This window comes from Serratia sp. JSRIV006 (assembly GCF_019968685.1).
GTDB classification, from domain to species: Bacteria; Pseudomonadota; Gammaproteobacteria; order Enterobacterales; family Enterobacteriaceae; genus Chania; species Chania fonticola_B.
Genome location: NZ_CP074137.1, coordinates 2,263,966 through 2,279,844, shown reverse-complemented (window position 1 = coordinate 2,279,844; position 15,879 = coordinate 2,263,966). Strand labels below are relative to the sequence as shown.

General features: G+C 46.1%; 13 protein-coding genes and 2 pseudogenes. 5 read left to right on the top strand and 10 right to left on the bottom strand.

What is annotated here, in order from left to right; translation table 11 throughout:
* Positions 1-53 precede the first annotated feature (53 nt).
* Complete coding sequence (ygeW, locus tag KGP16_RS10460) at positions 54-1,241, bottom strand: knotted carbamoyltransferase YgeW (protein ID WP_209522197.1); 1,188 nt, start codon at positions 1,239-1,241, stop codon at positions 54-56.
* 452 nt (positions 1,242-1,693) lie between these two features.
* Between ygeW and KGP16_RS10455 the strand changes: the two genes are divergently transcribed.
* From KGP16_RS10455 to KGP16_RS10440, 4 genes are all read left to right on the top strand, one after another.
* Positions 1,694-3,472, top strand: coding sequence for a sigma-54-dependent Fis family transcriptional regulator (locus KGP16_RS10455; protein WP_223501522.1), 1,779 nt, complete (start codon positions 1,694-1,696; stop codon positions 3,470-3,472).
* Between the two features lie 271 nt (positions 3,473-3,743).
* The gene (locus KGP16_RS10450; protein ID WP_223501293.1) at positions 3,744-4,109 is read left to right on the top strand and encodes a helix-turn-helix domain-containing protein; all 366 of its coding nucleotides are present in this window, start codon (positions 3,744-3,746) and stop codon (positions 4,107-4,109) included.
* Positions 4,110-4,185: 76 nt separating this feature from the next.
* Complete coding sequence (locus KGP16_RS10445) at positions 4,186-4,410, top strand: SymE family type I addiction module toxin (protein WP_223501292.1); 225 nt, start codon at positions 4,186-4,188, stop codon at positions 4,408-4,410.
* The gene (locus tag KGP16_RS10440) at positions 4,407-4,760 is read left to right on the top strand and encodes a SymE family type I addiction module toxin (protein ID WP_223501291.1); all 354 of its coding nucleotides are present in this window, start codon (positions 4,407-4,409) and stop codon (positions 4,758-4,760) included. The genes KGP16_RS10445 and KGP16_RS10440 overlap by 4 nt, the downstream gene beginning before the upstream one ends.
* A gap of 56 nt (positions 4,761-4,816) precedes the next feature.
* Here KGP16_RS10440 and KGP16_RS10435 read toward each other — a convergent pair whose 3' ends face one another.
* From KGP16_RS10435 to KGP16_RS10415, 5 genes and pseudogenes are all read right to left on the bottom strand, one after another.
* Positions 4,817-5,320, bottom strand: coding sequence for an SMI1/KNR4 family protein (locus KGP16_RS10435; protein ID WP_094982331.1), 504 nt, complete (start codon positions 5,318-5,320; stop codon positions 4,817-4,819).
* Positions 5,321-5,330: 10 nt separating this feature from the next.
* Positions 5,331-5,834 (bottom strand): annotated as a pseudogene (locus KGP16_RS10430) (type IV secretion protein Rhs); the annotation flags it as partial.
* 378 nt (positions 5,835-6,212) lie between these two features.
* Positions 6,213-6,857 (bottom strand): Imm43 family immunity protein, encoded by a 645-nt coding sequence (locus KGP16_RS10425; RefSeq protein WP_094982332.1) that lies wholly within the window; start codon positions 6,855-6,857, stop codon positions 6,213-6,215.
* A 353-nt stretch (positions 6,858-7,210) separates the two neighbouring features.
* On the bottom strand, positions 7,211-7,807 hold the full coding sequence (locus tag KGP16_RS10420; protein ID WP_094982333.1) for a hypothetical protein: 597 nt from the start codon (positions 7,805-7,807) through the stop codon (positions 7,211-7,213).
* 18 nt (positions 7,808-7,825) lie between these two features.
* Positions 7,826-8,140 (bottom strand): hypothetical protein, encoded by a 315-nt coding sequence (locus KGP16_RS10415; protein ID WP_223501288.1) that lies wholly within the window; start codon positions 8,138-8,140, stop codon positions 7,826-7,828.
* Positions 8,141-8,300: 160 nt separating this feature from the next.
* Between KGP16_RS10415 and KGP16_RS10410 the strand changes: the two genes are divergently transcribed.
* A protein-coding gene (locus KGP16_RS10410) for an IS3 family transposase (protein WP_094982334.1) occupies positions 8,301-9,421 on the top strand; the annotation gives its coding sequence in 2 pieces (ribosomal slippage) (positions 8,301-8,559 and positions 8,559-9,421; 1,122 coding nt in all).
* Positions 9,422-9,483: 62 nt separating this feature from the next.
* Here KGP16_RS10410 and KGP16_RS10405 read toward each other — a convergent pair.
* The 4 genes and pseudogenes from KGP16_RS10405 to KGP16_RS10390 all read right to left on the bottom strand — a co-directional run.
* A pseudogene (locus KGP16_RS10405) lies at positions 9,484-9,597 on the bottom strand (RHS repeat-associated core domain-containing protein); the annotation flags it as partial.
* 345 nt (positions 9,598-9,942) lie between these two features.
* Positions 9,943-10,737: a hypothetical protein gene (locus tag KGP16_RS10400; RefSeq protein ID WP_094982335.1), complete on the bottom strand. Its 795-nt coding sequence runs from the start codon at positions 10,735-10,737 to the stop codon at positions 9,943-9,945.
* A gap of 8 nt (positions 10,738-10,745) precedes the next feature.
* Entirely contained in the window at positions 10,746-15,335 is a 4,590-nt protein-coding gene (locus KGP16_RS10395) for an RHS repeat-associated core domain-containing protein (RefSeq protein WP_223501286.1), read from the bottom strand.
* A gap of 12 nt (positions 15,336-15,347) precedes the next feature.
* Entirely contained in the window at positions 15,348-15,818 is a 471-nt protein-coding gene (locus tag KGP16_RS10390) for a DcrB-related protein (RefSeq protein ID WP_209527668.1), read from the bottom strand.
* Between the last annotated feature and the right edge of the window lie 61 nt (positions 15,819-15,879).

The window sequence follows — 15,879 nt, the reverse complement described above, 5'->3', positions numbered from 1 at the left end:
GCATTAACTTTCACCGCGCAGGGACACCGCCCGGTATCCCTGACCAGGTAAATTTATTTAATGCGTTTTTCTGCTTCTTTCAGTAATTGATCCAACACCAGACCTGGGTTGGAGAATTTGCGCGCCATGATCATCGCCGCGATGATATAAGGCTTCCAGCTGGCTTCCTTATAGGTGGCAATACGGTACTTCTCGAATACGCTGGCACAGACTTCCCCTTCACTGCAGGAGACGTCGGTGATGTCCGCTGGCAGACAGTGCATATAGAGCGCTTCGCCGCCTTTGGTCAGCTTCATCATCTCTTCGGTGCAGTGCCAGTTTTTGTAGTAGGCGTTTTGCGCCAGGCACTGTTGCTCCAGCGCCTTGAGGCCCGCGTGATCGTTGGCACGCAACAGATCGGTACGCTGCTCCATGACCTTGTATGGCGCCCAGGATTTCGGATAAACGATGTCCGCGCCCTGGAAGGCTTCGGCCATTGAGGTCACCTGCTGGAAGCTGCCACCGGATGCGGCGGCGTTGTTCTTCGCCACTTCGATCACGTCCGGGATCAGGTCGTAACCTTCCGGATGAGCCAGCGTCACCTTCATGCCAAAGCGGGTCATCAGGCCAATGATGCCCTGCGGCACCGACAGCGGCTTGCCATAGCTGGGTGAATAGGCCCAGGTCATGGCGATCTTCTTGCCTTTCAGGTTTTCCAGGCTGCCGAAGTGCTCCTGCAACCAGGCCAGATCCGCCATGGCCTGGGTGGGGTGATCGATATCGCACTGCAAGTTGACCAGTGCCGGGCGCTGTGGCAGCACGCCCTTCTCAAATCCTTCATCCAGCGCGGCCCCCACCTCACGCATGTAGGCGTTGCCTGCCCCCAGATACATGTCGTCACGGATACCGATGGCATCCGCGCAGAAGGAGATCATGTTGGCCGTTTCACGCACCGTTTCCCCGTGGGCGATCTGCGATTTACCTTCATCCAGATCTTGCTGCGCCAACCCCAGCAGGTTGAGCGCCGAGGCATAAGAAAAACGGGTACGCGTGGAGTTATCACGGAAGATGGAGATGCCTAAGCCACTGTTGAAAATCTTGGTGGCAATGTTTTCTGAGCGCATGGTTTTCAGCGATTCCGCCAGCTTGAGCACCAGTTCCAGCTCGTCACGGCTCTGTTCCCACGTCAGTAAAAAGTCCTTTTGATATAAATTGGACTTTAACGCGCTTATTTCCTTAATTAACTGGTTAACTGTTCTCATCTTTGCCCCTAAATAGAGAGTGTGGTGGTGATCCGTTAAAACAAGTGCCTAACCTCGGAATAACCAATACGCTTTTTCAGCGTCTGGCTACAGGACAATCAATAAGCGTGCCAACAAGGGGAAAGTTAAGCTGCGTAACATAAAACTGCGGAGTATTATGATGGCGATCACATAAAACGGGACTTTCGGGGCGGTTAACGTGAAATTTACAGTCAGGGTGTTACTGGCAAGAGATAATTCCCTACGGCGTAAATCTGCAATTTATAATTATCAGCCTTTCTCGCAACCCAAAATGATAGCAATTAGCGCGCAGTATCATTTTGATAATAAAATGTGATGCTAACAGCAGAATCTCTATTCTCTGTGGGATTAGCTTGATGGCTATCAAATTATAGCTGACCGTAGTGTATTATCGTTTCTTTTTCAATGACGATAACGGGAGACGCGTGATGATAGCACCGGCCACTGCCCAGTCGGCTCTTATGCAGATCCAACCGACAATTTTGCGCTTTACCAAGATGCTCTCCAGCGTGTTGCTGCTGGAGGTAGAGATTGTCGATGCCAACCTGGTACGCGTGGCAGGCACTGGCCCGTATGGCAAACAATTTGGCATCAAGCTCGGCAGCAATTCCTGGTTGTTGAAATATGTGCTTGATACCAAAAACGAAAAAATAGTCACCCACTCCCGTTACGACCCGGTGTGCGAAGGCTGCACCAGCAAAGATGAGTGCCAGGAAAAAGCCTTTCTCGGCATTCCTATCCTGTTCCAGGATGCCTGCATCGGCGTGATCAGCCTGGTGGCCTTCACCCTCGAACAGCAGCAAAGGTTACGGGATAACCTGCAAGAGTTCTCGGGCTACGTGCGCAATATTTCCAACGTTTTCGTTTCCAACTTATTGGAGACGCAAGGCGGCAGCGGTGGCTTAAATAAAGTGCTTTTCAGCCTGATTGAAAATATGGATCAGGGGGTGTTAATACTCAATGAAAAGAGCCAGGTGAAGTTCGCCAATATGATGGCCTTAAAACAGCTCAATATGCCGCAGGAAAATATTATCGGCAAAACCTTTACTATTCGCGCCCTCACCTTCCAGCAAAATTACACCAGCGGACATCTGCAACATATTCTCTCCTTCGACGATAACCAGGAGATTATGATTGGCCAGCTGCATCAGGTTCAGGATCATCAATTATTTTTAATGGCTTTTCATCAGTCACACTCCTCATTTGACGAAACGCTGAACCTGCAAGACCCGCGTATTGAGCAACTGGCGGGGGAAAGCAAACCGATGCGTCTGCTGAAGAGCTTAATCACCCGTATTGCCCCCAGCCCCTCCAGCGTATTGGTAGTTGGCGAAAGCGGCACCGGCAAAGAGGTGGTGGCGCGGGCGATCCACCGGCTGAGCAACCGCAGCGATAAACCCTTTATCGCCATTAACTGCGCCGCCATTCCGGATCAGCTGTTGGAGAGTGAACTGTTCGGTTACCTGAAGGGGGCATTTACCGGCGCTTCGGCTAATGGCAAGGTGGGGCTGATCCAGGCGGCCAATCAGGGGACGTTATTCCTGGATGAGATCGGTGATATGCCGTTAATGTTACAGGCCAAGCTGCTGCGCACGGTGGAATCCCGTGAAGTGTTACCGATCGGCTCCAGCAAGCCGATCCCGGTCGATATCCGCATTATCTCCGCCACCAACCAGAATCTGGAACAGTACATTGCCGAAGGCAAGTTCCGTGAAGACCTTTATTACCGCCTGAACGTTATCCCCATCACCCTGCCACCGCTGCGTGAGCGCGAAGGCGATATCGAACTGCTGGTGCACTATTTCCTCAGTTTGCACACCAAGCGGATCGGCATTATCTACCCCGGCATCTCGGCAGAGGTACTCGAGCTGCTACGCCGACACCGCTGGCCAGGCAACGTGCGTGAACTGAGTAATTTGATGGAATATCTGGTTAACGTAGTGCCGAGCGGTGAGATCATTGATACCTATCTGCTGCCGCCCAATCTGACCCGTGGGCAACATCTGGAGGCTCGCGCCAGCGTATCTACGTATAAGGCCACAGAGAATTGCGAAAACCACGATATGGCGGGTTTGGAAAGTATGGAGAAACTGATGATTGAGGAGGCACTGAGCCAACATGCTAACAAGAAGGTGGTGGCAGAGAAGCTGGGGATTGGCATCGCGACGCTGTATCGCAAGATAAAGAAGTATGAGCTGTCTTCTCATTGAGGGGGTGATTAATTGTGTGCCGGGCTGGCGCGTTTAGCTGGCTAGCCCAAGACTGTCCTTGTTCCTGCTATCAATATCTCTTTTCAAGGCGTATAGCGCTCTTATCTCAATCTGCGAAATGCATCGCATTATTCTTGCTTCAAAGAACCTCAATTTACATATGAAAACAACTGGACCCAATAAAACCACATATTGTAGTATTTACATCATATCGTAGTAAAATGTTCGGTATGTTATGGTTGTCTTGTGACATTCAGGAACCAAGGCAACTATGGCGATCAGTAGCGAAGAACGTGATTTTTTCATTGCGTTGGGCAAACGCATTACCAGCCTGCGCAAAGAACGTACCATTACTCAGACCGAATTGGCTGAGCAGTTGGGCGTTTCCCAACAGACAGTGCAAGCATGGGAGGCTGGCCGCCGTCGCATCAAGGTGTCTTCACTCCCTGCCGTAGCAAACATTTTTTCGGTTTCACTAGAGGAATTGTTTGGAGCAACGGCGGAGTCTTCCCTCCGCGAGAGTGTCCCGACTCCGAAGTGGCAGCAGCAGATAGAAGCGATTGCTAATTTGCCGCAGGAAAAACAGCAGATAATTTCAGAGATGTTAGGCGCCATGATTACACAGGCGCGTAACTAACTGACAAGTAACGCGGCGATAACGGGTTGCAGCCCACTATCGCCGCTCACCACAAGCAACTAAGCAGGAGTTGATTATGGCTAAGAGCGATTCTAAGTCAGGCACTACTGTAAATAAAGCACCCAAGGCAACACGCCATTACACCGTGGGCTATTCGCCCAACCGAGGTATCAAGAAGCCCGCGCCACAGCTGCTTATAAAGGGTTATTGGTTGGAGGAACTGGGATTTTTAACCGGCCAGCAGGTTACAGTAAATATTGAACAGGGAAGATTGATTATTCAAGCGGAGGGGAATGTATGAACGGAACACATATTTTACAGGCAACCACTGGCAGGTTTATTCCTGAGCTGATTATCGATGGTGAGGATATTATCAAGGCGGGGTTTATGGTGGGAGCTTTATTTAAGATAGAACCATGCCAAGATGGACTGGCAATAACGCTAGTTTCTAATGAGGAAGAGATTGAGCGGTTATTATTGGACGTGGACGCTCAACCGCATATCGGCGTGGACTGGATACGGGATAACGGCGAGTTGTATCTGGCGGGGGACTGGTTGACACAGTGCGGCCTGACCGGGCAACCGTTGACGATCAACGTGATGCCCGGTCAGGTGGTGATTCGGGTACAGCAGAATGATATATTGGCGTAACAACAGATAAAAAGCCGGGAAGATCCAGAGAGGATCTTTCCAGCCTTATCAAGGGTCTAAATTTTCTTTGATTTATACTCTACAATCTTAATAATCCAATCATCAAAATTTATAAATTCACACTCTTCTATCCATAGTTCAGGTGGAGTTTCAGGATAAAATATTCCATAATTATCTTTCGACTCACCTTCCATCCAAAAACCACCAAAGTATCCAAGTTTAGGAATTGAAGTTGTTAATAACAACACTGGATAAAGATCATCACCAAAATTATAAAAAACACTCTTTGAGAACTCTTTTATATCATTAGGTGATAAAATTTCTATTCCCGCAGTATTCTCACCAACGAATATATTTACACAGCCTACATTAATTAAAAACGACTTGTAATCATCAGGTAGTTTTAAGTTATTTCTTGACTCAAATTTAGATAATTCGTCTTCAGTAATGTTTTTAAGCCGAGAGAATGAATAGCGTTCACCCCCGCCAATATCTATATGAGAACCATTGCTTGTACTAATCCAAGCATTCAATTGATCATATGCATCTGAAATATTCACAACCAACCTCCTACGAGCCTAATAAATTCCACAATTTACCCCCTTCTTTCTGATAAGGAAGATGAGTCCTGAGGGCAGAACCAGTTCCATGTATAGTTCCCGTATGCGGATGTTGTACAGGTATTATATTCCACCATTCATTAGAACCACCATTCTTAATAGGAATAACATGGTGAGGCGTTGCTCTACTGCCACTTGAAAGTTTAGGCCAACTCATCCCCGTTTGCTTTTCCCACTCACTAATTATTTTTGATTCATTCGCATTAAAGTGTTCTCGCATTTTAGTATTCAATGCTTTTGATCTCTCTTTTACAGTGGAGAGTTTATCTTTAATCATTCCTTTTTGACGATCACTGATCTTTGATAATGACCATTTATCAGCATCAGCTAATATCTCTCCCATTGGGCATTTGGCTAGCCCCAAAGGATCAACCCAACTTAATGGATTATGTACGTATGCATATGGGTTCTCGCCCCCCGCCAGCCCTATCGGGTCTGGGCACAGGCAACATCCCTCCTGCGAGTCCTACTACCGGTTCAGGTGGTGCACCTCCGCCAAAAATGCATCGTACATATGAGCATTAATCATGCTACCGCCCTACCATGATAGTTTTTATCTGCACAAAATCATTATATATCGGAGAGTAAAGTAGGCACAAACTGATTAAAGCATGGGAGCACCACCTAATTAAGAAACAGACTGGATACAGAGTAACAGAAAACTGTAAATTAGCTGGCACAGAACAGTCTTTATTAGGCAAGTACTTGGTAGATACACGGTGATACCCGACAAGATGGTTATTAGACGTATGTTAGTATAATCGCAGATTAAAACCTGAAAAGATCCTTAAGGAATCTTTTCAGGTTAGTTTAAAAATAGATCCTTGTTGCATCAAGGCAATTTAGTTTTCACTTTCTTTAACACTCGATTAGGATCAAAGCTATAATCTTTGCAATATTCTGCAAGAGCTTGTTCTAGATGGACAATTTTAAAACCCGTAAACCCATTATTTTCTATAGATAGTTTAACATCTTCATTAATGACCAGTCTTAAACCAATTACAATTTTAGAGCTAAGTTGAAAGACATCATAATCATTTAATGAAGGATTTTTGAAAATTATTTTATTAGGAACCAATGAACCACGAGTAACATCCAATAACATAGACTCTTTGTAATCAATGAAGTCATGAGGTGGGAAAAATACGTATTTATACGTCTTATCCGAAGCTATACTCTCGCCACAGCAAGAGATAGATAAGTTTTTAATATATTTCTCAGGCATCCTAAACTTAGAGATGATCTCCCACAGATTACTTGAAAAAATATGCCCCTGCTCTTTTCTATAATCGAAAGATATCTCCTTATCTTCCTCTAGATTAAGAAAAATATCGTCAGGACAATTTTCATCCTCGATGTAATAAGGAAAATCATATTTTGACTCCTTAACCGGATACGTTTTATTTATATCAAAAACACCTTTAAAAAAACGCTCATTTTCTTTGTAATCATTCATTACCAAATATAAATTACTCATCGCCAGACTCCGATTAATAAAGTATTCCACATTTTTTATTAGCGCGACGCACGGTCTAGTGGTTATTCAGGCTCAGCAGGGTAGCAACAAATAAAATGCAGGGAAGGTCATTTGTGAGGTTTCCCGACTGCGTATTTTTCCAAATTTTTAATATTTTTTCAATTCCGAAAATATTTTTTTAGATGGTAAGGTTAAATATCAACTGCTTTTACCTTTAAAAACTAGGAATATAATATTTTAATTAAAAAAGTTAGATTTTAAGCCAAGATAACTTATCTCTAGAGAATAATCTCATTTAAAACAGGAATAAACGACCTTCCGGTTTTAAACACTTAGAAAAAACAAGCGTGGCTCTATCCATAAAAGTAATCAAAAAAACCATTAAAATTATCAACGCCAATCACTGGTTCTATGCCCTCTTTCAGCCTTTTAACAAACGCATTATTTAACCCATTATCATCAGCAACATCAAAGATATTAAACTCCCCATAAACAATCTCTATTAATTTGGCTAGTGAAAATAGATAATCAGATAAAGAATCGGCTATCTTAAACGGCACACCAATATCATAGTTAGCATAAATAGACGTTCCTAGATGAGTAGTTACAGCTATAATAGGTTTTCCACCTCCTACATCATCCATAAATACAACATAATCATCCGGCCAACTAGGATTCACTGATACACTAGTTGAACTTTTTATCCATTTATATCCATATTGTGCCTTCTCTAATACGTCCAAACTAAAAAATTTAATCGGAGTAAACCCTGTTTCAATTTTTACGTTTCTGGGATCATAGTTATTAAAAAAATATTCGAGTTCTTTAGAACAAGCCAAGCCATTAGGCCACTTATTTTTGACCTCGTCCCCCCTCGTAAACTCACCTTGAATACTAAATTTATCATGAGCACGGGATAATGCTAAAATTGATTTTTCAAGATCATTCATATATTTCCTCCTAAATATTTAATATTTGTCATTTAACTGCTTTGCAGTAGCCAAACGATCTATTAATCGACCTTTCCCTGGCGTATCATAGTTCCCTCTATGACCTTGATTACTATATAAATGCTCATCAAATCCACTTGGATGATTAGCATTTTGTAGGAATACAATGTTTCGTGCATCCCCTTGCCATGCGGTTCCTAATGCTCCATTACCTTTTACACTGTTTATATGGTGACCAGTGTATCCTTGTTCAGACATAATCGAGGCCAATTGTTGATTATTTTTTGTATTCAAAATAATCTCTCTCTGCTTGGGACCAATTTCGAGACCCACCACCGGCACCTACAAGAACTCTCTCTTCGCCCCATGCCCTGTTTATAGCTGTACCTCTTGAGCCAGCCTGCGGAGTTATAGAACTACGCTGACCTGCTCCCAGTTGATTAATACACGGCAATGTTAGTAATGTCTTCATAAACCACATGAGGACATGCCCATGAAGAAGCGTTTTTCCGACGAACAGATCATCAGTATCCTCCGCGAGGCTGAAGCCGGGGTTTCTGCCCGTGAGCTCTGCCGTAAGCACGCCATTTCCGACGCCACCTTTTACACCTGGCGTAAGAAGTATGGCGGTATGGAGGTGCCCGAGGTTAAGCGCCTGAAGTCGCTTGAGGAAGAGAACGCCAGGCTCAAGAAGCTGCTTGCCGAAGCCATGCTGGATAAGGAGGCGCTTCAGGTGGCTCTGGGGCGAAAGTACTGACGACAGACCAGAAGCGGGAAGCCGTGGTGTTGATGTGTGATGCGACCGGTCTGTCGCAACGTCGTGCCTGCAGGCTTACAGGTTTGTCCTTGTCGACCTGCCGTTATGATGCTCAGCGTCCGGCTGCTGATGCACATTTATCAGGGCGTATTACTGAGCTGGCGCTTGAACGCAGACGTTTTGGTTATCGGCGCATCTGGCAGTTGCTGCGTAGGGAGGGCCTTCACGTCAATCACAAGCGGGTATACCGTATTTACCACCTTAATGGACTGAGCGTAAAACGCAGACGACGCCGTAAAGGGCTGGCGACCGAACGGTTTCCGCTTCTGCGCCCGGATGCGCCGAACCTTACATGGTCGATGGATTTCGTTATGGACGCACTGGCCAACGGTCGCAGGATAAAGTGCCTGACCTGTGTGGATGATTTCACGAAGGAGTGTCTGACGATCACCGCTGCTTTCGGTATTTCAGGCGTTCAGGTCACGCATATTCTGGACAGCATCGCGTTGTTTCGGGGCTATCCGACGACAATAAGAACCGATCAGGACCCGGAATTTACCTGTCGCGCGCTCGATCAATGGGCCTTTGAGCATGGTGTGGAACTACGGCTTATCCAGCCAGGTAAGCCAACGCAGAACGGATTTATTGAGAGTTTTAACGGACGCTTTCGCGATGAGTGTCTGAATGAACACTGGTTCAGGGATATTATTCATGCCCGGAAAACGATTAATGACTGGCGGCAGGATTATAACGAGAGCCGTCCCCATTCATCGCTGGATTACCAGACACCAGCTGAATTCGCAACGGACTGGCGAAACAGGAAATATGAAGAAAAACCAACCGACATTACTAACTGAAGGTTGTATCTAATCCTGGGGGCAGGTCAACGCGGCTTATATCTTATTAAATCTTCCGGTTTAAGTCCTAAGTAATCTATCCATGCTAACGGATTAGTAACATAACCATAAGGGTTACTACCCCCCGACAGCCCTATCGGGTCTGGGCACAGGTAACTACCCTCGTGCACATCATACTACCAGCTCGGGTGGTACACCTCAGTTAGAAATGCATCATATACATGGATCTTAATCACTCTATCGCCCTACCATTAAAGTTCTTATCTGCACAAAGACTTTTTAAATCACATAGTAATGTAAATACCGGTTTGTTAAGAAATGGGAACATAACCAGTATTCGAGTCGTGTGGCACATTATGAAGATAAATTGTATCTGAAGGGCGGCAGTCTGACCGCGTAACCGCTGGCGATCAGCGTGATGCCCGGCAAAGTGGTGATTCAGGTGCAACGAGGTAATATGCTGGCATAGCAACTGATAAAATTAGCCGTAAAGATCCAGAGAGGATCTTTACGGCTTTTATTTATGGCAGTTTTCTAGCTGTTTTCTTAGTGGCTAACGGTTTCCAAGAGATTAATACTCCTGCCTCACCAAGATACCTATTTACCTCGTCGAGTTCAGTATCCTCAACGGTCCATAGCCACAGATTATTGTTTAACCCCTCAAGGGAACCATGCTTTTCATTACTTGATATCCACTCTTTCAAGCTAACATTTTCGATAACAATATCAAGATGATGACAATTAATCACATTAACCGGGTACACCATCCTTAGCATAGTATTTTTATAGCGTTCCTGACCCTCATATATTCCCCCAGTTTCTTTTTCAAAGAGCATTGGGTTCTCATATTGATAAATCTGAACAAAATTTCCACCTTCGGCATAATAAAAACCATCGGCAACATTGTCAGGATTATATACTATTCCATAAGAGAAATTATTTTTACTGCTAAGTTCCTTTATAAATTCGATAAATTTCTCTTTTCCATTTTTCGATAACGCACATTGAGCATCAAAATGATAAAAACCACCAAAATCACTTGTTGAGAACCCAAATGACGCAGTCCAATAATCGTTTTTTTCACTTTCATTATAAAATCGAAAAGAAGTAGCATTTTTATTTTTAAGTTCATTTTTCAAATCAGATAAAGACACTTCAACAAAGTCAATATCCTCCTCGCTTCTATCTTCCCTATACTTATAGTAACCTGTTGAAGTTATATCTAGCTCTATAACCTTAAAAAAAAGCACACCTATTTCATATGCAGTTTCAGGAGGAATATTCTCAGTACCATAAATAGCTATAGCCGTACACATAGTCTCACCTATATACCAGAAATAAGATTATCTAATGCATTCTTAATCTTCGAAGAGTTATATTGGTGCTCCAATACAATAACACTTCCTCGATCAGTGCTTGGTAAGTTCTTCATTGCATCTTGGTTTCGAGTCCTCAGAGATGGTAACTTTCTACCCATATCTGTTTTAGATGCCAATTCTATAGCATGAACTTTACCATTCATATCAACAGCCATAATATCAGGTCGTCGTCCGGATATTCCCTTGCCATTAGCAAAGCTATATGACCTGTTTAAATAAACCTCTTTAAACTTACCACTCATAGCTAATTTATTAGCTATAACTTCAGAGAACTGATCGTGACCAGGGGTTCCATCTTTTTGGCCTTTACCAAATATCTTTGTTCCATTCACTTCACGCATTGGACATGCCACTAACCCGTATGGGTCTGCCCATGTCAGAGGATTGTGGACGTAACCATAGGTGTTTAATCCCCCCGCCAGCCCTATCGGGTCTGGACACAAGTACTGCCCGGTATCCACATCATAATAGCGATACCGGTTATAATGCAACCCAGACTCGGCATCCGCATACTGACCCGCAAACCGTAGATTGCAGGTGACCTTATCTTCGTCGTTGGCCGCTTGTTGCCACAACTCGGTTTTACCCCAGGTACTCAAACGATCTGCCCAGACCATCTTCCCCTGTTCGTTGAGCAATTCACGTGGAGTACCCAAGTGATCGGCGACGACATAATGGAGTTTGCCCTGTTCATAGCGGGCCACCGGTGCTAACGAACCAGGAGTATACAACCAGTGGATACTCTGCTCGTAGGCAACGGTGCCATCGGCATAGATAGGGGCTTCCTCTATCAGTTGATCACCACTCCACAGGTACTCATAACCTTGCACCACAGCGCTAGCTGGTCGAGTAGCTGGTTCAGGCAAATCAAACAACGTTGAACTAAATGGCTTGCTGTCAACTAACCGTAGTTTTCGGATTCGCCGCCCAAAAGCATCATAGCCATAGCGCCAACGTTCGCCTTTCGGCGTCATCAATTCCGATAGCTGATCCTGTTCATTCCAGCGGTAGCGCCACACCTGCGGCCGAAATCCTTCTTTAAGAACTCGTTTTTCAACCAACCTTCCACCCATATCGTAATGATATTGGCAGTTACCACGGGATACGACACGGCCTGCCCGCTGATGTTGTTGGTCTTGCTGTAAAGCAGCCTCAGCCCCACGTGGCATACGAGCATGCAATGTGACGTTCAGGTTGGCGTCGTAGGTAAACTGCTCAATGAGCGGCAAAACGCCAGCAAAATTGGCTCGAACTATCTGGTCATTGAGATCATATTGATACTGCGTCTTACCCCAACGCCCATCATCAATACCCACCACGTTATAGGCCCGATCATACTGCCAACTTCGGTTGACTGCGCTACCATGCAACGCAGGTGTCATCGAATCTGGTGTCACTAATTGCTGCTGGAACAAAAAGGAATTGCGTCCAGCCGCCTGGTTGGCCAGCAATCCCACTGAAGTATAATTACAGGCTTGGATAAATCCTGCGGCACTTTCGCGCACGGTTTCCCGGCCTAGCTTGTCGTGTCGGAAACGTAATGGCTGATGGCCCGCAAGCCTTAACTGCGTCAGTTCCCCCTGAAGACCGTAGTCAAAATCAAGCCCGAGCTCGCCAACCAACCGAGAACTTGGCGTGCCGTTTAGCGTGTCCCACTGATGCTTAATCTCTCGTCCATTCAAGCGCTCGGCAATCAGTTGGCCAGCATCATCATAATCAAACTCAACAACGGCTTCTGCATTTTCAGCTTTTAGTAAGCGCCCCTGTTCGTCGTAGCTATAACTCACCGTTGCGACCAGCGTGGAACTCAATTTATCACTGCGCCATGTCTGTTGAGCCAAGACCTGATCACGCGGCGAGTATTGCCAACTGATCACGCGACGATCGGGGTAACGCGCCCAAATGCGTCGCCCCACAGCATCGTATTGATATTGAATGGTACGCCCGGTAAAATCGGTTTCCGCAATGACCTGTCCGGCCAAATCACGCGTATAGCGGTAAGTTTCACCTAGTGCATTGGTGACACCATCAAGACGGGTTAGCTTGTCATAGCTAAATGTCAATTTCTGCCCATCAGGACGAATAAGGCCTGTCAGCAAATCAAAACCACCGTATTCGTAACGGGTAGTTTTTCCTGCGCCATCGGTTATTGCCGCTATGCGTTTTTCACTGTCATAGGTGATCGCCTGCTTAACGCCATCAGGCAAATAAACCTGGCTGACACTGCCTGTCGGGCTAGCATGCTGAGAGCTATATGCATAACGGGTGATGTGCCCTAATGGATCTTGGCTGTCTTTTAAGCGGCCAAAGATGTCCTGATTTAATAGCGTAACACCGCCATCAGGCGCGATAATCTCACTGATTTGATGCTGCGTGTTGTAACTGTAACGCCACTCTGCCCCGTTAGGCAGGATCTGACGTACTAATGCCCCTAACTCGCCATAACGATATTCTTGCCGTAAACCCTGCGGATCAACAACACTGCAAAGTTGTCCTTCATCACCATAGATAAATTGCCAACCTTTACCATCCGGTAAGGTGCTATTCGTGACCTGCCCAAAACCATTGTACTCATAGCGATATATTTCACCCGTAGGGGTCGTAATCTGCTCTGTTTCTCCATATTGATTAAGCTGGAACTCTACCTTGCGTCCCAGGGCATCCGTTTCAGAAAGTTTGTTGCCGAACGCCCATTCAGTCAAATGTTCCCGCCCCAGCGGGTCAATTTCACGGATCACCTGACCATCACTGTTATACCAAAAACGGGTGCATCCTCCCTCCGCATCCAGATAGGTTGTGCATTGGGCGGCATCATCGTAGATAAAACGATCCTGGTAATGCCCGCTAGCGGTACGTGTAGACAGTACTCTGCCCTGCGGGTCATAGAGAATATAAGCGTCGGTCTTATCCGTATCATGCCAACGGGTCATGTAACCGGCAGCATTATACTCATGATAAATGTGGGTGAACTGGAATGTATTACATTCGGCCAACAGGCCAGTCGCAGCATAACAGCATTTAACCAGCCATTGACGTTGAACCGGTGTAATCAATTCAATCGCAACCAATTGTTGTTGCTGATAACTGAGTTCAAGTGAATAACCGTCGCTATGATCAATGCGTGAAAGCTGCCGTTCTTCAGAATAGCGAAAACGAATTTGATTACCGAAACGATCGCTGATGGTAGACAAGCGGCGAACATTCCCCTGCGGTTCGGCAAAGCTCAGGATCTGTTGTGTTTGTCGATTAAAAATATGCAATACACCACTACGTTGGCCATAGAGCAGATAATGACCTTCGTGCAGATTGATAGCCTGAACGTCATCATCGTCTTGTGGGGCATCGTATGTCAGCAACACACCTTCATGGTTGCGAAAACGAATGACCGCGTCTTCAAGGATTAAATGCTGAGACCAATCATCTGCCCATTTATCGCCAAAACTGCCAGTCAAGTGACCACTGGAACGATAGAGTCGGGTAAGCGTCAGCGGCAATATTCCCGGAATATCGATCATCGGCCACACTTGGAGGAAATCCCCCGTTGCCGCATCCACAGGCTCACCGGGTTTGGTGCATTTGTTATTACTGCAACCTTCAGATTCAGAAGAGGTTTTTGGTTTGCTGCCCTTTTTCTTCCCTCTGGGTATCGGTAGATAACTGGCGACGATAGTCACCCAGCGCAGGGCTGAATTTCGGCTATCTTTAACTTTGAAAATCTGCGCCGTTTCTGTGGTTTCCATAATGGTTGCCGCAGCGCTATTAATGTTGGCATCACAAGTGGTACGGTGCCCTAAACGGGCAATTTGTTTGCCGTTGGCGTAGACCGTTTTCGCCCCTTCCGCGATAACCGGCGGAGGACCTGGATGATCGCTACACACGATAGGATCGCCTACTCGCGCCACTTTTTTCCCTTCAAAATACACGTTGGGGGAACCGTCGATAATCGTGCCTTTGTTATCACCGTATTGCCCCATCACTGCGCCAGCCGCGGCGACACCAGCACCAACAAATCCCCCTGCGGCTGCTGCGGCTGCAACAACAACCAAAGCAGCGCCACCGGTAGCAACCACCAATGCCCCAACAGCAACGGCAGCAACCGCTCCGAGCAATATTCCGCCTAATGCCCCCCAGGTACCGAGGTCTTTCTTTTGGTGCGCAATAAAGTCACCCATACGCGCCGGAGCATCTCCCTCCGTTGCCACCTTTTTCCATCCAAGGAACTCGGCAATGGCTGTACCTGCTTTTTCGCCGACATAGCTACCCGCTTGTGCGCCAACGTAACCAGCAGCTAGCCCGACGGCGAAAGGTGCCCCTGCACCACTCGCGACGGCATAAGCTCCCATACCGACAGTCACCGCACTGTTTACTTCTTCACTCTCCATAAAGTTCAGAGCTTGTTCGTTAAAAGACTCCGCGCCGCCTTCGTTAGTATTCGGTGGTGATGCCTCACGCTGTTGTTCCATCACCTCTTGACGAACGGCAGAGCGCCCGCCAGCAGCACCTGCGCCTGACCATACTCCTTGTGCAACACTCATCGTCCGCTCCTGTTACCTTGTAGCCGTTTTTTCTGCCGTGGCCGATTCCCGCAATTGGAATGTACTCATCAACGTGGTTATTTGTTGCCGCTGTTCATCCGTCATATCTCCTGGGATCGTGGCAGTGAAAACCAACACTTTAGGATTGACATCAAGCAACATCATTAATTGATGGATCGGCCCCTGTGGTGATGACCAACTAAATTCAGACGTTGCCGTATCTCGGGAATCTAACACCCCATTCTCTTGATTAATCTGCTGGTAATTTTTCAACTGTTTTGACAGGCTGGATATCTCACGCTCAGCAAACTGACTGAATGACATTCCCCATGGAATAACGTCTCTGGAAATGGTAAAGCTGATTCCGCTTTGGTCGTTATCAGCTGCACTGAGCACCAGTACACTGAGATCTTTCCAGGCGGTAGGTAACTTAATCGCACCTTCGTTAAACTGGAAAAGGGAGAGTTCATTAGGATTTGACATTATTTATCCCTAAATAATTTTGTTCATGGCATCCCGTTAATCAGAATGCCATTCGTAATGA